Annotated in this window: 18 protein-coding genes; 11 read left to right on the top strand and 7 right to left on the bottom strand. The window is 55.6% G+C overall.

Annotated features, from left to right (window positions below; genetic code table 11):
- Nucleotides 1-68 precede the first annotated feature (68 nt).
- On the top strand, nucleotides 69-713 hold the full coding sequence (crp, locus tag EY643_RS01815; RefSeq protein ID WP_152660603.1) for a cAMP-activated global transcriptional regulator CRP: 645 nt from the start codon (nucleotides 69-71) through the stop codon (nucleotides 711-713).
- On the opposite strand, the gene trpC is transcribed toward crp, so the two are convergent.
- The 7 genes from trpC to EY643_RS01780 all read right to left on the bottom strand — a co-directional run bounded on the left by trpC (nucleotide 710) and on the right by EY643_RS01780 (nucleotide 7,244).
- Complete coding sequence (gene trpC, locus EY643_RS01810; protein ID WP_152660602.1) at nucleotides 710-1,510, bottom strand: indole-3-glycerol phosphate synthase TrpC; 801 nt, start codon at nucleotides 1,508-1,510, stop codon at nucleotides 710-712. The genes crp and trpC overlap by 4 nt on opposite strands.
- A 5-nt stretch (nucleotides 1,511-1,515) precedes the next feature.
- Nucleotides 1,516-2,556, bottom strand: a complete 1,041-nt coding sequence (gene trpD, locus EY643_RS01805) for an anthranilate phosphoribosyltransferase (RefSeq protein WP_152660601.1) — start codon at nucleotides 2,554-2,556, stop codon at nucleotides 1,516-1,518.
- Nucleotide 2,557: 1 nt separating this feature from the next.
- Nucleotides 2,558-3,136 carry an anthranilate synthase component II gene (locus EY643_RS01800; RefSeq protein ID WP_152660600.1) on the bottom strand — a complete coding sequence of 193 codons (579 nt, stop codon included), beginning with the start codon at nucleotides 3,134-3,136 and terminating at the stop codon, nucleotides 2,558-2,560.
- A gap of 1 nt (nucleotide 3,137) precedes the next feature.
- Nucleotides 3,138-4,625 carry an anthranilate synthase component I gene (trpE, locus tag EY643_RS01795; protein ID WP_152660599.1) on the bottom strand — a complete coding sequence of 496 codons (1,488 nt, stop codon included), beginning with the start codon at nucleotides 4,623-4,625 and terminating at the stop codon, nucleotides 3,138-3,140.
- Between the two features lie 200 nt (nucleotides 4,626-4,825).
- Nucleotides 4,826-5,494: a ribulose-phosphate 3-epimerase gene (rpe, locus tag EY643_RS01790; RefSeq protein WP_152660598.1), complete on the bottom strand. Its 669-nt coding sequence runs from the start codon at nucleotides 5,492-5,494 to the stop codon at nucleotides 4,826-4,828.
- A gap of 26 nt (nucleotides 5,495-5,520) precedes the next feature.
- Nucleotides 5,521-6,228 (bottom strand): N-acetylmuramate alpha-1-phosphate uridylyltransferase MurU, encoded by a 708-nt coding sequence (gene murU, locus EY643_RS01785; protein WP_152660597.1) that lies wholly within the window; start codon nucleotides 6,226-6,228, stop codon nucleotides 5,521-5,523.
- Nucleotides 6,225-7,244: an aminoglycoside phosphotransferase family protein gene (locus tag EY643_RS01780; protein ID WP_152660596.1), complete on the bottom strand. Its 1,020-nt coding sequence runs from the start codon at nucleotides 7,242-7,244 to the stop codon at nucleotides 6,225-6,227. Before EY643_RS01780 ends, murU begins: the two co-directional genes overlap by 4 nt.
- Nucleotides 7,245-7,342: 98 nt before the next feature.
- On the opposite strand from EY643_RS01780, the gene EY643_RS01775 reads away from it, so the two are divergent.
- The 10 genes from EY643_RS01775 (at nucleotide 7,343) to EY643_RS01730 (ending at nucleotide 21,482) form a co-directional block, all read left to right on the top strand.
- Nucleotides 7,343-9,787 carry an LPS-assembly protein LptD gene (locus EY643_RS01775; protein WP_152660595.1) on the top strand — a complete coding sequence of 815 codons (2,445 nt, stop codon included), beginning with the start codon at nucleotides 7,343-7,345 and terminating at the stop codon, nucleotides 9,785-9,787.
- Nucleotides 9,777-11,057 (top strand): peptidylprolyl isomerase, encoded by a 1,281-nt coding sequence (locus EY643_RS01770; protein WP_240732794.1) that lies wholly within the window; start codon nucleotides 9,777-9,779, stop codon nucleotides 11,055-11,057. The genes EY643_RS01775 and EY643_RS01770 overlap by 11 nt, the downstream gene beginning before the upstream one ends.
- Complete coding sequence (gene pdxA, locus EY643_RS01765; RefSeq protein WP_152660594.1) at nucleotides 11,054-12,049, top strand: 4-hydroxythreonine-4-phosphate dehydrogenase PdxA; 996 nt, start codon at nucleotides 11,054-11,056, stop codon at nucleotides 12,047-12,049. The genes EY643_RS01770 and pdxA overlap by 4 nt, the downstream gene beginning before the upstream one ends.
- Before the next feature lie 70 nt (nucleotides 12,050-12,119).
- Nucleotides 12,120-13,925, top strand: coding sequence for a hypothetical protein (locus EY643_RS01760; protein ID WP_152660593.1), 1,806 nt, complete (start codon nucleotides 12,120-12,122; stop codon nucleotides 13,923-13,925).
- A 10-nt stretch (nucleotides 13,926-13,935) separates the two neighbouring features.
- A complete protein-coding gene (locus EY643_RS01755; RefSeq protein ID WP_152660592.1) occupies nucleotides 13,936-15,186 on the top strand; it encodes a hypothetical protein in 1,251 nt (416 codons plus the stop codon).
- Between the two features lie 140 nt (nucleotides 15,187-15,326).
- Nucleotides 15,327-16,607, top strand: a complete 1,281-nt coding sequence (locus EY643_RS01750; protein ID WP_152660591.1) for a hypothetical protein — start codon at nucleotides 15,327-15,329, stop codon at nucleotides 16,605-16,607.
- A complete protein-coding gene (locus EY643_RS01745; RefSeq protein ID WP_170287241.1) occupies nucleotides 16,597-17,742 on the top strand; it encodes a hypothetical protein in 1,146 nt (381 codons plus the stop codon). Before EY643_RS01750 ends, EY643_RS01745 begins: the two co-directional genes overlap by 11 nt.
- A gap of 85 nt (nucleotides 17,743-17,827) precedes the next feature.
- Nucleotides 17,828-18,706 carry an FkbM family methyltransferase gene (locus tag EY643_RS01740; RefSeq protein WP_152660589.1) on the top strand — a complete coding sequence of 293 codons (879 nt, stop codon included), beginning with the start codon at nucleotides 17,828-17,830 and terminating at the stop codon, nucleotides 18,704-18,706.
- The gene (locus EY643_RS01735) at nucleotides 18,697-19,809 is read left to right on the top strand and encodes a hypothetical protein (protein WP_152660588.1); all 1,113 of its coding nucleotides are present in this window, start codon (nucleotides 18,697-18,699) and stop codon (nucleotides 19,807-19,809) included. The genes EY643_RS01740 and EY643_RS01735 overlap by 10 nt, the downstream gene beginning before the upstream one ends.
- Nucleotides 19,791-21,482, top strand: coding sequence for an FkbM family methyltransferase (locus EY643_RS01730; RefSeq protein WP_152660587.1), 1,692 nt, complete (start codon nucleotides 19,791-19,793; stop codon nucleotides 21,480-21,482). The genes EY643_RS01735 and EY643_RS01730 overlap by 19 nt, the downstream gene beginning before the upstream one ends.
- The last annotated feature ends 47 nt before the right edge of the window (nucleotides 21,483-21,529 follow it).

The following is a 21,529-nucleotide window of genomic DNA, read 5'->3' as shown; positions in this document are numbered from 1 at the left end:
TACCGTTTTACTTGGCCCCGGAGTGGGCTAGAATCCACGTCTATATGTAGGAAATAAAGAGGGATAGCGTGCTTAAACCTCAGCTCGTGAATTCAATAGACAATATCGAAGGTTTTCTTCGTCACTGCCAGCGCACGACCTATAAGGCCAAAGCAACGGTCATGAAGCAGGGAGAAGCCGGGGATACGCTTTACTTGATCCTCGACGGATCTGTATCCGTCATGGTCGAGGATGAGTCCCAGCCTGGCCATATGATGGTGGTCAGCTATCTCAACACCGGCGATTTCGTCGGCGAGATGGGTTTGTTCGAGGGTGACGTCCAGCCGCGCAGTGCAATGGTCGCGGCCAAGACTGCCTGTGAAGTCGCTGAAATTTCCTATGAAAAGTTTCACCAGGTGAGTGCTCAGCACCCTGAAGTGCTGTACGCCATCTCACGTCAGCTCGGCAGGCGCCTGCGTCAGACCACCCGCAAGCTTTCAGATCTTGCCTTTGTCGACGTATCCGGCCGCATCGCACACACCCTGATGGATCTGTGCCAGGAGCCGGACGCCATGACCCACCCGGACGGGATGCAGATCAAGGTTACCCGGCAGGAACTCGGCAAGATTGTGGGATGCTCCCGCGAAATGGCCGGGCGCGTGCTCAAGGCTCTGGAACAGGATGGTCTTGTTTCCGTTTCCGGCAAGACCATGGTGGTTTTCGGCGCCCGTTAGAAAAACAGCTCGCGTAACTTCTCTCCGGGCTCCTCGGCCCGCATAAATGCTTCACCGACGAGGAACGCGTGGACATTCTGCTCGCGCATCAGGGCAACGTCTGCCGGCCCGTGAATACCGCTTTCTGTCACCACCACCCGGTCGTCGGGAATATGGGGCAATAGCTCCAACGTTGTCTCCAGGCGCATATCGAAGGTGTGCAGATCGCGATTGTTGATACCCACCAGCGGCATACCAAGCTCCAGCGCACGATCGAGTTCTGCGCGGTCATGCACCTCCACCAGCACATCGAGACCTACTTCCACTGCCGTCGCAGCCAGCTCTTCCATCTGGGCGTCCTCCAGTGCAGCCACAATCAACAGCACTGCATCGGCGCCGATCGCGCGCGCTTCAACCACCTGATAGGGGTCGACCGTAAAGTCCTTGCGAATCACCGGCAGGTCACAGGCAGCGCGGGCTTGTTGGAGGTACTCGTCAGCGCCCTGGAAAAAATCGATATCCGTCAGCACCGACAGGCAAGTAGCACCACCGGCCTGGTAGCTCGCGGCGATTTGAGCCGGCTGGAAATTCTCGCGAATGACACCCTTGCTCGGCGATGCCTTTTTCACCTCGGCGATCACTGCAGGCTGGCTCTGGGCAACTTTTGCCGCCAGTGAGCCGGCAAACCCGCGTGGTGCTTCCTGGTCACTGATCTGGCTTTCGAGGTCAGAGAGAGAACGCCGGGCGCGACGATGCGCAACTTCTTCCGCCTTGCGCTCGAGGATCTTGCGCAAAATAGTGGGAGTTTTTACCGCCATATCAGTTACCCTGCCCCCCGCATCAGCTGGGTGAAATCGATGAACGACTTCAGTTTTTCACCGGCCTGGCCGGAGGCCAGCAGGTCCTGCGCCATAGCCACGCCATCGGCGAGGGTGGCAGCAACGCCAGCAACATAGATGGTAGCACCTGCATTCAGGGCGATAATATCGCGCGCCTTGTCAGCAGCCTCGCTCTGGTCGCCGTTCAGCGCCGCTCGGATCAACTCGGCAGATGCGCGCGAATCAACCACGGACAGGCCCTCGAGATCACGACGCTCAATGCCGAAATCTTCCGGTTGGATTTTGTAGGTTTCTACACTGCCGGCGCGAAGTTCGGAAACCGTGGTGGGCGCAGCGATAGAAATTTCATCCAGGCCGTCATCAGAGTGCACTATCATCACGCCTTCCGAACCCAGGGTCCGGGACACCTCCGCCATCGTGGAGCACAGCTCTTCAGAGAAGACGCCTATCACCAGGTGTTTGACACCAGCGGGGTTTGTCAGGGGACCGAGCACGTTAAAAATGGTACGCATGCCCAATTCGCGACGCGGGCCCACCGCATAGCGCATCGCGCTGTGGTGGGCGGGGGCGAACATAAAGCCAACACCGACTTCCTCGACAGCTCGCGCTGTCTGGTCGGGGCTGAGATCGAGCGGCATGCCCAGGGTTTGTAACACATCGGAACTGCCACTGCTGCTCGATACGCCCCGATTGCCGTGCTTGGCGACGTGGGCGCCGGCCGCTGCGACCACGAAGGTGGACGCCGTGGAAACATTGAACAGGTTGGCGCCGTCACCGCCGGTACCTACGAGATCCACCAGATGCTCACACGCGACCTTCACGGGCGTTGCCAACTCACGCATGACCTGGGCAGCACCGGCGATCTCATCGATGGTTTCACCTTTGATTCGCAGCGCCACCAGCAGGCCTCCGATCTGGGCGTCGGTGGCATCGCCCGACATCACCTGGCGCATTACGCCGGCCATCTCATCGCGACTCAAGCTCTCTCCGCCCACCAGGGCGCCCACTGCCTGTTGAATATCCATATTATTGCTCCAGGAAGTTGCGCAGCAGGTCGTGCCCGTGCGCTGTCAGTATTGATTCTGGATGAAACTGCACGCCTTCAACCGCGAGTTCGCGGTGACGCAGGCCCATAATCTCATCGATCTCTCCCGATTCGGTCTCGGTCCAGGCTGTCACCTCCAGACAATCGGGGAGCGTATTTCTGGCCACAACGAGGCTGTGATAACGCGTGGCCTCGAAAGGCTGACTCAGGCCACGAAACACACCCTCACCGCGGTGATGCACCGGCGAGGTCTTGCCGTGCATAACCTGTCGCGCGCGCACCACGTCGCCGCCGAACACCTGACCAATGCTCTGGTGCCCGAGACAAATGCCGAGTATCGGGAGCTTGCCGGCGTACTCACGTATGACATCCATGGAAATACCGGCTTCGTTCGGTGTACAGGGCCCGGGCGATATAACGATTTTCTCAGGAGCCAGAGCCGCGATATCCATCACCGCGATTTCGTCGTTGCGCACGACATGCACATCGGCACCCAGTTCTCCCAGATACTGCACCACGTTGTAGGTGAAGGAGTCGTAATTGTCGATCATCAGCAACATATCAGTTCTCCTCTCCCGCCAGCACCATGGAGGCTGCGCGGAACATTGCGCGAGCCTTGTTGTGAGTTTCCTTCCATTCCAGCCGTGGCACAGAATCAGCCACCACGCCGCCGCCCGCCTGCACATGCAGTGAGCCATCCTTAATGACTGCGGTACGGATCGCAATCGCTGTGTCCATATCGCCGGCCCAGGAGATATATCCCACTGCACCCCCGTAGACACCGCGTTTCACCGGTTCCAGCTCGTCAATGATTTCCATGGCGCGAATTTTCGGTGCACCACTGAGCGTACCTGCCGGCAGGGTCGCGCGAAGCACATCGATCGCCGATTTCTCCCCCTTCAATTCGCCGGTTACGTTCGAGACGATATGCATCACGTGGGAATAGCGCTCAACCACCATTTTGTCGGTCAGCTCAACCGAACCTGTCTCAGCGATCCGGCCCACATCATTGCGGCCCAGGTCGATGAGCATCAAATGCTCTGCTATTTCCTTGGGATCGGCCAGCAACTCGTCTTCGAGTGCCTGGTCCTCATCCTCGGTGTAACCGCGGCGGCGGGTGCCGGCAATCGGGCGCACTGTGACCAGGCCTTTCTCCAGACGCGCCAGAATCTCAGGCGAGGAACCCACGATGTGGAAGTCCTCCAGATCCAGGTAATACATATAGGGAGAGGGATTGAGATTGCGCAAGGCGCGGTAAAGATTCAATGGCGGAGCGTCAAAAGGCACACTCATGCGCTGCGAGGGAACGACCTGCATGACATCACCGGCGAGAACGTATTCCTTTACCTTGTCGACAGCCTCGTAATAGGCCTCCTCGGTAAAATGCGATTCGGCCTGTTGTTCCAGGTCAGCACTATCTGCAGCACCGAGCACAACGGGCGGCAATGCTGGTGTCTGCTGAGGCAGGCGCTGCACCAACTCGCGCAGACGCTGCTGGGCTGTTTCCAGGGCATCAGGAGCGGCTGGATCGGCGTTCACTATCAGGCGAATGGTGCCGGCCAGGTTGTCAAAAACCAGAACTTCCTCAGCCACCATCAACAGGATGTCCGGGTTGCCAAGGTCGTCCTCCGGCATACCCGCGCGCAGGCGCGGCTCGACATAGCGGACAGTGTCATAGCCGAAATAGCCTACAAGACCACCGTGGAAAACGGGCAGATCATCGCGGGGCGCTGTGCGATACCGCGCCTGAAAGGCCTCCGCATAGGCCAACGGATCTTCAACTTCCTGACTTTCGGTCAGCTCGCCATCGATCCAGGTCTCAGCGCGATAGCCGAACACTTTCAGTATCGTGCGACAAGGCAGGCCAATAATGGAGTAACGCCCCCACTTTTCACCGCCCTGTACCGATTCAAAGAGAAAGGAATACGGCCCTTCCGCCAGTTTGCGATAGGCGCTGATAGGGGTTTCGAGATCGGCCAGTACTTCGATACTGACCGGGATTCGGTTGTAGTCTTGTGCCGCTAGCGCGGCAAAGTCCTGCGGATTCATGGGGATTCCTCGGAGAATTAGTGTGCGTAAAGGGGTCGAACGGAGGCCCTGGCTACCATCGCCAGCAGGTGACCTCGCGCATCGACAGCAGGTCGATGCTTTTACGCATTGCTGTTTGCACAGCTATCTCCGGATAAGTGGTGAGGCTATTGTACATGGCCGTTTATTGATCGCAACCGCCCGGCCGACAAGCCCCAGTATCAAGCCTTGGCCAGTTCGGCTCGCATTTCGGCAATCACCGCAGCGTAATCAGGCTGGTTAAAAATGGCAGATCCTGCCACAAAGGTATCCGCACCCGCGGCCGCGATCTCTCGAATATTCTTCGCCGACACACCGCCGTCGATCTCCAGCCGAATGTCGTAACCTGAGGCGTCGATCATGGCGCGTGCCTCACGCAGCTTGTCGAGGGTGCCAGGAATGAAAGACTGGCCCCCAAACCCCGGATTGACTGACATCAACAGGATCATGTCCACCTTATCCATCACGTACTTCAGTGCGTCCAGGCCCATAGCAGGATTGAACACCAGGCCGGATTTGCAGCCCGCGTCGCGGATCATTTGCAGCGAGCGATCGACGTGGGTGGAGGCATCCGGATGGAATGTGATGTAGCTGGCGCCAGCCTCGGCGAAATCGCCGATCAGGCGATCCACAGGCTGCACCATCAGGTGGACGTCGACAGGCGCCGTGACACCGTGGTTGCGCAGGGCCTTGCACACCATCGGGCCGATCGTGAGATTAGGCACATAATGATTGTCCATCACGTCGAAGTGCACGACATCCGCGCCGGCGGCGAGCACATTGTCGACCTCTTCGCCCAGGCGGGCAAAGTCGGCAGAGAGAATGGAGGGTGCGATCAGGTAGTCGGCCATGGCAATGGGTCCTCGTTTTGGTGGCGCTATTCTACCTGTTCCTGCACGGAACGCACCCCGCTCGACACCTGTTTATCGAGCTCTTTCAGGCGCTCCGGTGTGCCAACATCCGCCCACTCGCCGCCGTAGTATTGTGCGCCAAGGCTGCCGTCGGCAATGGCCTGGTCCAGCAGCGGTCGCAGCGCCAGTTTGCCGGGGCGAAGGTGGGCGAAAAATACCGGTGAAAACATCGCCAGGCCCGCGTAGGTATATCCGGCGAGCGGCTCTGGGCGCTCGCTGACACGGCCCTCGACATCGAGACAAAAGTCACCCAGGGGATGTTGCGGCGGGTTGTCCACCATCACCAGGTGAGCCTGCTCCCAGGGTTTGAGCTGGTAGTCGATAAGCTGCTCAAATGGATAGTCGATCCAGACATCGCCATTGACCACGAGGAAGGCTTCATCCCCCAGCAGGGGCAGTGCGCGCTGAATTCCGCCTGCGGTTTCCAGCGGCTCGTCTTCATGGGAGTAAGCTATGTTGACGCCCCAACGGTCACCATCGCCAAAATACGTTTCGATCTGATCAGCGAGGTGCGAGACGTTCACCACTATTTCGTTACATCCGGCCGCCGCCAGCCGCCGCAGGTGATACTCCATCAACGGCACCCCCGCGACCTGTAACAGGGGCTTGGGCGTGTGCTCGGTAAGAGGCCTCATGCGCTCGCCAAACCCTGCAGCCAGAATCATCGCCTTCATACCGAGCCCCCCCAGGGCTGACGCCGAACAGCCGTCATCAGCTCACTCTCAAACCACTCGGCTGCCGCGGCGACCGCTGTGGACTCTGCGCTGTATTTCGCCAACATCTCCGTCACATAGTTGAGCACCAGAGGCATGTCAGCCAGATAGGCCTGCTTGCCATCACGCAGGTAGAGGCGGGCAAAGGTGCCCAGAACCTTGATATGGCGCTCGAGGCCCATCAGGTCAAACCAGCGCATGAACTGCGCATCGCTGACGTCTGTGAGGCTGCCGAGCGCCTGCGCCTCGCCGAGGTAGCGCAGCGCCCAGGCCTCCACCCTCTCGCTGGGCCAGCGTATGTAACAATCGCGCAGCAGGGAGACCAGGTCGTAACTGACCGGCCCTGTCACGGCATCCTGGAAATCGATCAAAGCCAGTTCGCCATCGGTCTGGGGCATGAGGTTTCGGCTGTGAAAATCGCGATGGACCAACACCTCAGGCTGCTCCAGAGCACTTTCCAACAACAGGGATTCCAGTGCGCGCCAACTCGCAGGCGGCTCCGCGATACCGAGCAGTTTGTCGACAAACCATGCAGGGAAGCGGCTCAGCTCCTCCGTCAACAAGGCAAGGTCATAGCGCGGCCAGGCGGCATCCAGGGGCGAGATAGCCGCCAGCTTGTGCAGCAAACCAAACGCCCTCGCATAGCAAACTTCGACGCTCGCGTCGTCGAGCTCCGGCAGCAGCAGACGATCCCCGAGGTCATCGAGCAGCATATACCCGCGCTCAAAATCCACCCCCAGGATGGCAGGGACGCGGATGCCAGCCTCGGCCAACAACCGCTGCACCTGGACAAATTCCCGGTTTTTCTCGGTGGCTGGCGGTGCGTCCACAAGAATGTAGGTGTCGCCCGCTATACTCAGCCGAAAATACCGGCGCGAACTCGCATCGCCGGTCAGTGGCGACAGGGTGCTGCCAGTTTCACGCTGAGTGAGGACATTGCGGGCCCAGGGTTCCAGATCGGTCGGCGTTGGCCGCATATTAAGGATGTCTCCACACATATATTTTTGCCGGACAAGCGGCAGGGGATGCTTTAGAATTCGCCCTTGATTCAACGTCCGACCCAGACCGATAACAAATGACCAACAGCCCCGCCCGGCCCAACACACGAAAACGACCGATCAGCCTGGCTGTGCTGCTATTTGCTCTCGGCCACAGCGCGTCTTCCAGTGCACAGGATAACAGCGGCTGGGTCTGTGAGGCCAATACCGAGGGTGAACTGGCCGAGTGCAAGCTCGATCCCGAAGCGAGCCCCGCCCGACTCGACTGGCTGCACCGCCGCCAGGTACCCAAGGAACAGGTCGACGACCAGTGTCTTCGCTGTGACGGCAGTTACGTCGACCCATTGGGACACCTGGACCGCAGCAAATCGCCCGACCTCGAAGATATTCACGCCACCGCCGGAAGTACCCAACTGCAAGGCAACACGATCACCCTGTCAGACGGGGTCAATGTGAAGCAGGGGTATCGCCACTTGAGCGCGGAGAGCGCTATTCTGAACCGTGGAGAGAACACCGCCGAATTGCAGGGCGGCATCACACTGCGCGAACCGGGGCTCCTGCTACGCGCACAGCAAGCGTGGGTAGATTCAGATACGGGCGAAGCCAAACTCCAGTACAGCGACTACGTCCTGCACCAGCAGCGGCTGCAAGGACAGGCAGAAGAAATCGAACGCGATGCGGACGGCATCCTTCACGTCCACAACGGCCAACTGTCATTTTGCCCCCCGGGGGAAGAAGACTGGAAAATCCGCGCCGAGAATCTCGAACTCGATACCGAGGAAGGACTGGGCGTGGCTCACGGAGCGCGTATAGACGTTGCCGGGGTACCCATCTTCTACAGTCCATGGATGCAGTTCCCGCTGGATGATCGCCGCAGGACCGGTTTTATGTGGCCCGATATTGGCAGCGACACCAAGGGCGGCCTCGACGTGTCGGTACCCGTCTACTTCAATCTCGCACCAGACTACGACCTGCTGTACTCCCCGCGTTTTATCCAGGAGCGCGGTATCAATCACGAGGCAAAGGCGCGCTATCTGAACCCCTTGATCGGTGCCTGGACCGTGGGCGGCGCGTGGATGAACGACGACAAGCGCTATGAAGACGAATACCCGGAAGAGCGCAATCACGACCGCTGGCTGGGCGTGGTCAAACACAACGGCCTGTTCGACCAGCGCTGGCGCTCGCGGGTGGACTACAGCCGCGCCAGCGACGTCAACTACATGAAGGACCTGGAGACATCCAGCCTGGACTCCAAGCGCCGCACCGCCCTGTTACAACTTGGCACCCTGGACTACCTGGGTGACAAATGGATGGCGAACCTCGAATTGCAGCAGTTCCAGAGCCTGGCGGACGACCTGAACAACGACTACAAAAAGCTGCCCCAGATTACCGGCCGCTACCGCCCCAGCGGCGAGCCATTCAAATTCGACCCTATCCTGCTGGCCCAGTACTCAACCTTCGATACTGACGACGACCGGGTTACCGGCAATCGCCTGTATACCGAAGCGGGTGCGAGCTACCCCATGCAATGGCAGTACGGTTTTCTCAACACCAGCGCCAAATATCGCTATCTGCACTACGATCTTAACGAGCACTTTGAGTACGAGGACAACAACCCGACCGCCGGTGCGGCGACCACCACGATTGACGGTGGCCTGTATTTCGACCGCAGTACCTCGTTCGCCGGCCGCGGCCTGCTGCAAACCCTGGAACCCAGGCTCTACTACCTCTATAGCGGCTACGACGATCAGACCGACCAGCCCGACTTTGACAGCGCCGAGCTGACCTTCAGCTACAACCAACTATTCCGCGGCACACGCTTCTCGGGCCGCGACCGTATCGACGACGCCAACCAGCTCTCCATGGGCCTGACCACCCGCTTCATTGATGAAAACGACGGCCGCGAGGAGTTCAGCGCCAGCATTGGCCAGATATTCTACTTCCGCGATCGCGAGGTGCGGCTGGACCCGACTGAAGAGCCACTGGAAACCGGCGGTTCAGAGCTAGCCGGCGAGCTGACGTTCTATCCCAATGAGCGGCTCAGCCTGCGCACCAGCCTGATCTGGGACCCCTACACCGACAAAATGAACTCCGGCAGCTTCCAGACCAGCTATGATCGCGGTGCAGCGGGCCTCTATAACATCGGCTATTCTTATCGCCGCCCACTAACCACCACCTCCAATACAACCCCTACCGAGCAGGCGCACTTCTCCGTCTATATGCCCGCCGGCCGCAACTGGCGGGTTTTCGCTGCGGTGAACTACTCGGTGGAGGCCAATACCAGCGTGGAAGATATGTTCGGAGTGGAATATGATAGCTGCTGCTGGACGATGCGCTTGTTGCATCTGCGCTACTACGACACAGACGGCGGCCAGAGTACTACCGATTTCGACGACCCGACCCTCACTCGGGAACATTCCACCCAATTTCAGATCGTACTCAAGGGTATGGGCGGCTTCGGCAGCCGAGCTAGTAGCATCATGAAAGATATGATTCGAGGTTTTACCGACAGTGAATATTAGAAACATCCTGCGGGGCACAATTTTTGCCGCCCTTACCCTGGGCGCGGCGTCCCTACAGGCAGAGACACAGATGCTGGATCAAGTGGTCGCCATTGTCGATGACGATGTCATCATGGCCAGCGAGTTGCGCGAGCGTATCGCCGATACGAAGAACGGTATGGCAGCCCAGGGCATCGAAGCACCACCTGAGGATGTTCTCGTCCGTGATACCCTGGACCGATTGATTCTCGAGAGCATTCAGGTGCAGAAGGGCGCACGCGTAGGTGTGCGTATTTCTGACGCCCAGCTCAATGCCGCAGTGCAGCGGATCGCCTCCCAGAACGGCCTTTCCATCGAGCAATTCCTGGGAGTGCTGGAGTCACAGGGCCAGTCCTATGCCGCCCTGCGCGAACAAGTGCGCAAAGAGATGATTATTTCCCGGGTCCAACAGGGCAATGTGAATCAGCGCATCGAGATCACGGACCAGGAGGTCGATAATTTCCTGGAGACGGAGGAAGGTCAGAAACTGACCCAGCCCGAGTACCAGATTCTGCACGCACTATTAGCGATATCCCCCGACGCTTCTGCTGAAGAAACGGCCAAAGTGGAAGCCTATGTCGAAAAGGTCCTGGCGAGCATCCGCGCCGGTACTGCCTTTGATAAGGCTGTCAGCGCCCCGGGGCCCTATAAGTTCAGCGGCGGCAACCTCGGTTGGCGATCGCTGGAAGACTTGCCCTCGCTCTTTGCCGATACCGCGCCCGGTCTGGCGAAAGGCGAGACATCGGAGCCCATTCGCTCTGACAGCGGTTTCCACCTGATCTACATGGCCGACAATCGCGGCGCCGATCAGATGATGGTAGCCCAGACCAAAGCCCGCCATATTCTGGTTAAACCTTCTGAAATCATGACCGACGACGAGGCCCGCGAACTCGTCAGCGACCTCAAATCACGCGCCGAATCCGGCGAAGATTTCGCCGAGTTGGCAAAAGAATACTCCGAGGACATCGGTTCAGCACAGGAAGGCGGCGAACTCGGCTGGACCAGCCCCGGCCAGATGGTGGCGGAATTCGAGAATGAAATGAATATCACCGCCATCGGCGACATCTCCAGCCCCGTGCGCAGCCAGTTTGGCTGGCACATCATCGAGGTTGAAGATCGCCGAGATGAAGACATGACCAGCAAGGCCGTTCGCAATCGCGCGACGAATTTCCTGCACAACCGCAAGTACCAGGAAGAACTGGATGCCTGGTTGCGCCAGATTCGCGACGAGGCTTTTGTCGATATCAAGTGACGATTCCGCGGATTGCCATCACCCCCGGCGAACCTGCCGGCATTGGCCCGGACATTACCCTGGCCATTGCTCAGCAGGCCTGGGACGCGGAATTGGTGGCGTTTTGTGACCCTGAGTTACTGATCGCGCGCGCCGCAGTGCTAGGGCTGGATATCCAGCTTGAGAACTTCGACCCCGATCGCCCTGCCCGGGCCTCGACCCCGGGCTCGCTCATGGTACACCCCATCGCCATGGCCTGCCCCGCGGTTGCGGGCGAACTCAACCCTGCCAACGCACACTATGTACTGGAAACACTGCATCAAGCGGTGGATGCCTGCCTCGCGGGCGACTGCAACGCCATGGTGACCGCGCCGGTACAGAAGTCTGTAATTAATGATGCCGGGGTCGCTTTCTCCGGCCATACAGAACTACTAGCTGAAACCACGGGTACGGATCGAGTTGTGATGATGCTGGCCAGTCGAGAGCTGCGGGTGGCGCTGGCGACAACTCATTTGCCGCTGCGGGATGTGCCGGAAGCGATTACAGGGCCTCTGCTGGAGGAAACGCTCAGGATTCTAGATACAGACCTGAAACAGAAATTCTCTATTGCCGAGCCAAGAATAGCGGTGCTCGGACTGAATCCACACGCTGGCGAAGGCGGGCATATGGGCCGAGAGGAGATCGATGTGATCATTCCAGAGCTGGAAAAGTTGCGCAGCGGCGGTATGCAGCTGCTCGGCCCCCTGCCGGCGGATACCGCCTTCAATCCCAAAGTACTGGAGAATTGCGACGCTGTGCTGGCGATGTACCACGATCAGGGCCTACCCACGCTCAAGTATGCCGGATTCGGCCAGGCAGTAAATATCACCCTGGGATTGCCAGTCACCCGCACTTCGGTAGACCACGGCACGGCACTCGACCTCGCAGGCACCGGCAAAGCAGACCCAGGCAGCCTGCAGGCAGCCATACATATGGCCGCGAATATGCTTGCAGCCACAACCCATCAGAGCTAGACCCGCGGTTTACACCCCCGGTCAGCCCCCCTAAAATTGTGCTTTTCCAGCACCCAGTAATGAGCCCCTCATGACCGACCAATCACCGTCCGCCTCCGGCCTATATGCTTTCGCTGAATGTGAAGCTGTGGACATGCAAAACGGCGCCGTACTGCTGATAGACCGACACGGGGATGGCCAATTGATGGTGGCGCCGCCGGTCGCCCAGTCCATGCTGATGTGCCGTGAATTTCGCACCCTTGAGCAGCATGCTGAAATAATGACTCAGGCAATACCCGAATTGCAGGGCCAGCAAGCCGACGTAATGAACGTATTCAGCATGCTGCAAAATGCCGGACTCCTGATTAGTGCTGAAGCAGTATGCGAACGCCTCAACGCTCCTGCCGCACCAGCGGTAGATTTGCCACCCGTTCGTGCGTTCGTGATCACATGCGATCGTCCCGCCGCGGTAAAGAGGCTGCTGGAGTCCATGCTTCACGCGGGCAATCTGGCGCGCCACGAAGCCCTCTACCTGATTGACGACTCCCGCGACCCGGAGAACGCAAGACAAAACCGCGAAGCGGTAGAAAATTTCAATTTCACCTGCCCTCGAGACATGCACTATGTCGGCCAAGATGAGGCCCGGCAACTGATGACTACTCTCATCAATGCCCAGCCCCAGCATGAGGAAGCTATTCGGTTTCTGATCGGCCGGGATAAATGGGCCACCGAAAAGTCCTATGGCCTGGCTCGCAATCTATGCCTGCTGCTCTCCAGCGGGCGCAGAGCCATCATCATGGACGATGATGTAATCTGTGCCGCGGTCCAGGCGCCATACAAGACTGATGGCATCCAATTCGGTCACACCCCTCGGCAAGTCGACTTCTACGCCAATCAGCAGGAGATGCTCGGCCGGACCAGCCGGGCTGATTTTGACCCACTCAGCGGCCACGCTCAGTGTCTAGGCCTGAACATTGGCCAGGCGATCCAAAAACTCAACGGCAAACCGGTCACCCCCTCCGACCTGGCGGGCGCAAATTCAGCTTATCTCAGCCTCTGGTCTTCCGAATCGCCAGTCCTGGTAACCCAGACCGGCAGCATGGGGGACCCCGGCACCAGCGATACGAACTGGATATATACCCTCGATCCGGTGTCAACCAAACGCCTACAGAATTACGCCGGAGGCACTGAAGGAGCGCATGCTTCGCGCCACTATTGGATGGGACAGCCCAGGCCGCTCTTTACCAAGATGTCGGTGATCTCGCAGATGACAGGTCTGGACAATACACAACTACTGCCGCCTTATTTTCCTGTTCACCGTGGTGAGGACTATCTCTTCGGCGCCATGACCGAATACCTGCACCCTGGCGCTGCCGTTCTCGACTACGACTGGAGCGTTCCCCACCTACCACTCGAGGCCCGCACTGGAAATACCGCGCCCCCGGCCCTCAGTGGCAAAGGCAAGGTCAACATCAACAAGTACATCACCGACAGAACCCACTATGAGTCGGGTATCTCCGCCGAAACGCGACTCGCCACCCTCGCCGCACTCGCGGATGAACTGGCCAGCACCGACGATCGCAGCCTGCTCACTCTTTATCGCAAGGAAGTCGCTGAAGGCCAGGGGAGCGAACTCGCCCGGCTAGCGGGCATTCTTCAGGATGGCACGATCCGGGATCCGGCATGGCAGGACTGGCTTCAGCAAAGTGCAAACAACATTGCCACTGCGATGCAGACACCGGCTTCGCTGGCTGACTTCAGTGAGAACATTTCGACCGACCAACTACTGAATCGCTTGCGCGAATACTGCGCTGGCTTTGCACTGGCACTCCACGGGTGGCAGGCGATTCGAGAGGCCGCTGCCGAGATTGGCGACATCTCGTTGAACGCAGATTAGGCCTTCGCGAATGACAACTGATAGCGCCACCGAGGCAGCTCTCGACGCGTCACCGCCGCCAGCAGTGTCCAATCGACAGTTTGTGGTCGCTCTCGCCTGGTCCTTGATAGCCTTGGCAATGGGCGCATTAATAGTCATCGGCCTGTACGTCAGTTTTTCTCCAATGCTCACCAGGCTTGAATCCGCCTCTACCCTTAAGGACGCCCGTGCATGGAAATTTGACGGCTCAGATCTAACCGCGCGAATAGGAACAGGGAAAACAGAGAACGGCTCGTTACGCATTACTGGCCTGCAGAGCGGCCAGGATGAGCGCGCCATTTTCAGCCGCCGCACCCGACTCAAAGCGGCAGACTATCCTTTTCTGGAAAGCACTATTGAAGACCGCCACCCAGGCGCCCACATCTATTTTATCTGGCGCACCGAACGAGCGCCGGAGGAGGTGTTCTATGTTCCTATCCAGTGGGCAAACGATGGCCCCCAGCTAAGCCTACTCGCAAGTCATAAAGAGTGGAGAGGCACCATCACCGAGATAGGTATCGATGTCTACGGTGACTTGCGCGAGCAAGGACCTCTAGTGCGAGAATTGATTCTAAATCCATCCTCTCGCACGAATTTTCTTTCAGCGATTGTGACTGAGTGGACCGCCTTCAGAAACTGGACCCAAAAATCAGCGCACCACCTGCGCGGAACGCCCTCCATCCCCATTTTGTCACCTACGGTCGCTACAGCCGCCTGGGTGGGTGTGTCGCTACTACTGATATTGCTGCTCGGCGTCATCCGAGGCAGACAAAGCCGGATCGCGCTGACAATAGTCGTAGCAATTCCATGGATTTCTCTCGACCTGCTCTGGCAGGGAAACCTGAATACCCAGATCAAAGAGACTCGCTACCTGTTCGCAGGGAAAGACCAGCACGAGAAACATCTATCTGATCGAGAGAGTGAGCTATATCGCTATATCCAATACTTGAAAGGGAGCGTACTCCCTGCGCCGGGCGTCAAGATCTACCTCATGCATGATTCGGAACGCAGGGGCTACCGTCGTTTACGCGCACAGCAATACCTGTTACCGCACAACGTCTACAACTTTGGCAAGACCCCACCGATTCGTTCTCTCAGGTCTGGCGATTACATTCTAGTACTTGATTCAATACCAGAAATTGGCTATCAGCCAACAGGCATCCTTTCATGGGGTAATAGCAAAGTTCCTGCCAGCCTCATCGATAAACAAGAGCTGGGGCAGCTCTACCAGGTGGGAGAATAGAAATGGGGGCCGCTGCACTCCTAGGTGCCACCCTATTGCCGTGGCTAGTGGGCTGTCTCTGGATTCGCTTCGCTTTTGCGCGAAGCTCTACACTACCGATATCGCTAGTTTTGGGACACGGTTTCGTTCTGGGCACATTCTTGACCACTATCCTGCTCAGGCTTACCGACTTGCTAGGGACGCCACTGGCACTCTGGAAAATTGCGCTTCCGCTTGTCCTTCTGGCTACCCTTGGTGCATCGCTCTACTATCGAGACTATCGCAACACAGAAAAGCTGCAGTATCCATCACTTGCCAGGTGGCAGTACGCTGTCATCGCTCTTTTTGTCGCTTTGCTTTGTTGCAGATACGCAACGATTTTTGAAGAGATTCTGTTACGCCCGCTGTTCCCATGGGATGCATGGATGAACTGGGCACCGAAAGCAATCGTTTGGGATCACTATAGAGAAATGGTCCCGTTTGCCGACCAAGCCACATGGCTGGCAGCGCCGGCCGACGCGACTACCTATATCGAGGGTGCCAAGAATGCGTGGCGGTACCCGGTCGGAGTTCCACTGATACAATTGTGGCATATGCTGGCTCAGGGTACCGCAGACTCCACTCTAATCTATCTCTCATGGGGGCTGGCAGCTCTCGCCTCGGGGCTACTTATTTTTGGGCATCTAAGACTTGCGCTTGTCCACATCGTCGCCTGCTTAGTCGCCTGCTACGCTTTCCTGAGTTTGCCTTTCGTCAATGTCCACGCGGCTCTGGCTGGCTATGCTGATTTGTGGGTGACCCTGGTATACGGTGCCGCTGTTCTTTCTTTGTACCAATTTGCACGTAGCGGCCACGTGCAATGGGCAATCCTGACCCTCATATACTCCATTTTTTGTATTCAACTAAAGATGCCCGGACTGATACTGGCCACCATCACCATCAGCATGCTAGCTATTAGCTCCGTCAAGTTGAGCCCAAAAGCCCTTATCTGGATGTTAGGGGCGAGCGCCGCGTTGATGGTACTGCTCGCCGCAATCAGACCAGACGTCAACATACCTGGAATTGGGCGGCTCGCTTTAGCCAATGGGGAAATCATACTCCCCTACATAGGCCGTCACGAACTGTTGTTCCACAATGTGACTCCAGCACTAATGGAAACACTGTTTGAAATGATCAATTGGCATCTACTTTGGTATCTTGCCATTCCGATCATAGTTGTAGGCGCATATAAGAACCGCTCGGACATTCCACTGTTCTATCTAGCCTTAACGCTTTTGGCCACCCTCGGATTCATAGTATCTGTGTACTATTTCACGAACAGATACGAGTTTGCACTGGACTACACTCAGGTGAATCGGGCATTGATTTATGCGACGATTCCCATGGTCTTTATAGTCGGACTTATTCTCGGCAAGCCAAGCCCAAAGACCAATGAAACCTAGGCTTATAGTTTTCATCGGGCACCACAAAACCGGTAGCAGCTCGCTACAGCTCTTCCTGGCACGCCACAGGAAAAGCTTGGTTAAGCGCGGGATTTTATATCCACTCGCCTACGAGCCCACGATATTGGATAATTGCCGCGCAGCGATTGATAGTGGAGCAACGAGTACCGGCACCAGCACAATTCACGGCCTTCTGCCAATCTGGATGAGAGAACCGCACAATGCTCTCGCCTATGAAATGCTAGACGAAGCGAGAGATGTGCCGCTCGGACGCATCCCGTATCACGGAAAAGCGGTAGGCAGTGAAGGCATTTTCAGATTCATAAAACAGCAGCAAGAAGAACATTCCCCCAAAACCACCATCTTATGCGGAGAGGTTTTCAGCAATTTCTCTCCAAATAGAAGCGACCTCATTCAGCGCCTTTCAAACCACTTTCCAGACCATGAAGTCACTATAAACTGCACGCTGCGCAGGCCAGATGAATATATCGTTTCCTGGTATGGTCAGCGGCTCAAGTTTGGCCACCGGCTTAAACCTTTGCGAAAGAGAGCGCTGCAGTCGCACTTTTTCCGCACAATTCATTTCAATTACAAACTACTCCTAAGCAGCTGGCTCTCGGAACTACCCGACGCAAACTTTCAGATCAACAGCTACAAGAGTGTATTGAACAGTGGCGGCGCTATATCCCACTTCATCAAACAGAATGATCTGGGCATAGCCGCACCTAAGGAACGCAACTACCAAGCCAATATAAGCATCCCGCACTCCTGTTACGAAATACTACGCAGGGGCAATCACGATCTTTCCGAACCAAACAGGATAAAGCTCAAAAGAGCGATTCTACAGCTAGAGAAAGCGAGTATTTCTTTACCGTCAAATGTCGAACTGCTCGGCCCGAAAAACCGGGGAATGCTCTTTTCCAGATTTCAGCACATACACGACTACCTTTGCGAGATCACCGGAAAAGATTCATTTTTTGCTGATATTGATGAAGCACTTGAAATCCAGGAGACACCGGAGCAGCTAGCTGATCAAACAGCGAAGACCGCGCTACTGGGGCAGATGAAACACAGCTATAAATCCAAAGAGCTGAGAACGTTCATTCAGAATCTACAATCTGACTGGAATATTTGAATAGATCCCCAATAAAAATTGCCTGAACAAGCAAAGGAACACTAAGCTGTTATGTACTATCGCCAGAGTATTTTCGAGTGCTTTCATGCATTTTGTGTACTTGCTTTCCATCTCGAAGGTGAGCTTGATCGCAGCAGATTTACCATTTGATCAGGCAACGTGCAGTGACCGAAAATACCTTATCAGTACCGGAGAGTTCAGTTGCGTGAATGGATTAGTTAACAGACTGAGACGCAAGGTCAGCCGTGTTGTATACCCTATTACACCCTATCAACGACACCACTACAGCCAGAATGGCGAAGACATCATTCTCCAACGAATATTCAAAGGGAAAAGAAACGGCTTCTATATCGATGCTGGAGCTCATCACCCAAACAAGTTCTCAAATACGAGCATTCTCGATAGAGACTTTGGATGGCAGGGACTAAACATCGACGCAAGCCCAGAGAATATTGAAATTTTCAATCAGCAAAGGCCTAGAGACATCAACATAGCTGTGTTTCTCAGCGAACATGCGGGAGAGGAAATCGAATTCAAACATTTCCAGGGCGGATTAGGATCAACAGGGATCAACGAGTCAAGAATCAGTCCCTCCTGGCGAGGAAGAATTCTTCGCAAAGAAAAGCTTAAGAGTCTGACCCTGGACGAGCTCATTGAAGAACATTGTGGAGACAAGGAAATAAATCTCCTGGATCTGGATATAGATATAGATATAGAAGGATTTGACTTCAAAGTACTCCGATCGCTCGACTGGTCGAAGAGGCAATTCAACGTCATATGTATAGAGGACTTCGGCTTCCGAGAAAACTCGGAAAGCAAGATATTTCTATTCCTGGACTCCAGGGCTATTCGCGCGTGTCTCATTGCTACGATACGTCGATTTTTGTACATAAGTCATTTCAATAGTTCCATAAGAACAACGCTCTTCTCATATCTAGAGCAACGAGGAAATACATGCGCCTGATCATTCACGCCGGGTCACCTAAAACAGGCACCAGTAAACTTCAACAGCACCTCTCGGAGACGCGAACTGAACTTCTGGAATCGAATCGAACACTCTATCCAAATGCAGGGAGAAATTTCGCCAACGAATCATTCGACAGGCACGTCGGCTTGCGCTTTGCTTTCCGCGACCCAGAAGCGGATCCAGATGGACTCGAAACAGATGTAGGAATTGACGGCCCAGTAGCGAGGAAAAATTATCGAGAAGAATTCATCAGAGAATTTGATTCAGAGATAGCGCTCACCAATCCGGAAATAGTCATTGTGTCAGACGAGGCCCTATTCAGATTCTCGGAACCTCAGCTCTGGAAAAGCATCCGTGAATTTTTCGAATCTCGCTTCGATGAAATACTGGTCATCGTCTATCTTCGAAGACCTGACGAATATATCACGTCATGGTATTCACAATGTGTAAAGATGGGCGAGAAGATGCCTCTTGGCGATTTCACGACGCAAGCGTGCGACGAAGGGAACCAGCGCTTAGTGAAACTGGACACCATTGCCACTGCCTTCAGCAAAGAAAGTTTAAGTGTCCGCCCCTATATCCCTGCAGGGCGCTCTGGGCATGATATCGTTGCCGATTTCGCTGAAGCAGCGGCTTGTACTCTCGGAACCGCCACGTCAGAATTGCGCAACACTAGCCTGTCTGCTTTTGGATGCGAGATTCTACGCAACATCAACTGCGCCTACGAAGAAGGTGGCCGGCCCGAAGTTTTTCGACGCATAGCCTCGCAGAAATTTCCCGGAGAACCAGCCCAGCTGAACCGCAATCAAATTGAATCAGTTCATTCCGCTTTCTATGCGGAGCATCAAGAGATCGTCAAACGCTATATGGGAGGTGACAGTCGCAAACTTTACCAGTACGACGATATGCTACAAGCTCCGATCAAGCACCAAGAAGAGAATATTGAGGAAATGGCGAAAGAGGTCGCTAGCGCTCTCGTAGAACTACGAAGATTTCATTTCAATCAATCAGCACGGCAACCAGAACCCATTACTACTCGGCCGGCGAGTCATCGATTCCTGGATAGAATCAAGGCCATCGCATGCAAAACCCGAACATGAGCCAAAAAAATGGATTCGTTAAACTCAAGAAAACCGGGAAATCAATGACCGAGAATCGACACGAAAATCAGCTACCTTCTGAAGGGTTCGTTTTCGCAACCAGCGGGATGGAATACACGACTCTAGCGCGGAGAGCTGCGCGCACACTGCTTAGCCACATGCCAGACGCCAGCATCGATTTGTTTACCAGCGAAGAAGTCAGCGACCCCGTATTCGAGCGCATCCATCGACTAGACAACGACTGGTTTCGACCAAAAATGCATGCTCTTGGCAATAGCCGCTTTGATCGTACTGTGGTTCTCGATGCGGACATCGTTGTACTGGCTCCCCTCTACGAACTCTTTGACGTTTTAGATTACTGCGACATAGCAGCTGTAGAGGCAATCGGACGAAGGAAGATACTGGAGGGCAGCTCCCTACCGCGTAGCCTGCCTCCCGTAAACAGCGGCGTGATAGCGGCCAGGCAGTCAGGGAGACTCAACCAATTCTGTCTCGACTGGGAGAAAGAAGTAAGAAACAGCAACGCGAATATTGATCAGATCGCCTTCCGTGAGCTTTTGTACAGAAGCGATCTTAAGTACTACCCACTCGGGATGGAGTACAACGTTATCTTGATGGAGTCTCTGGATGTCTGGCGTTTCGAGCGAGGGGCACCAAGAATTCTGCATGTCAGGGAACTGCATACACGTCCGGCAGGGAATCCCGAAGAACCGATTACACTCGACGAGGTACTGGGTGGCTCAAGAAGAGCTCATGTCGAGAACCTTCTTGCATCGGAACTTGAACCTGAAAAACAACTGAAGCCGAATCCACCTATAGTCAATCTAAGAAACCGAGTGAAGAACATCGAGACCACGACGAGGAAAGATGCCGGCCTGAAAAGAAAACTCCACTCCGTTTGGAAAAATATCCTGCCTAGAGAGAAAACCAATGCGACAAACGGCATAAGCATAAGCGCAGCATCTGGAAAAAGTATCTCAAAATACCTTTCTGCCGTGCTGGCACTGGCGTCACAAAAAGGTCAATTAAGGATCTGCATCGTCGGTGCTAACGATGGAGTCAACAACGATCCAATATTCAACACAATCAGAAACCATCTTCGCGACAATTCGCAATTGGTCTTGGTCGAACCTCAGCCTTACCTACTACCCATACTCGAAGAGAACTACAAGTTTCACCCAGATGCACAGATACTCAACTGCGCGATCGGTGAAGGCGAAACGCTAACGCTACATGCTATTCAACCAGATTACTGGGACCAGTTCACCCCGGCCTATTCAAAGGGCTGGCCTATCTATAGAGCGCCTTTGGGCGTCACGAGCATTTATCGAGAAAACGTCACCGCCTGGGCAAAGGAGAACTGCTCAGATACGAATGCTGACATAGAGCCAATGGTCGAATGCATTGAGGTCAAGTCTCAGACACTTAGTGAGGTACTCCAGCAGGCCAATTGGAAAGGAGGTATCGATGTCCTTCAGGTCGATGCCGAAGGCTTTGACGACGAAGTTATTTATTCAAGCAATCTAGATGCTACCAGACCCTCGCTGATCTATTTTGAGCAGAAGCTTCTCGGCAATCGACGGTGGTCATCCCTGCGGAACCATCTTGAAGCCAGCTATCAGCTATTCAAAGAAGGACACGATGTACTAGCAATTAGAAAGGCAGGGAAGTAGCCGTTGTTTATAACGCGGTAGTGCCAAGGCTAGAAACATCCGAAAGC

Source organism: Halioglobus maricola (assembly GCF_009388985.1).
Taxonomy (GTDB): Bacteria; Pseudomonadota; Gammaproteobacteria; order Pseudomonadales; family Halieaceae; genus Halioglobus; species Halioglobus maricola.
Note: the sequence above shows the minus strand (reverse complement) of the source record. Positions and strands in the feature narration are given on the sequence as shown.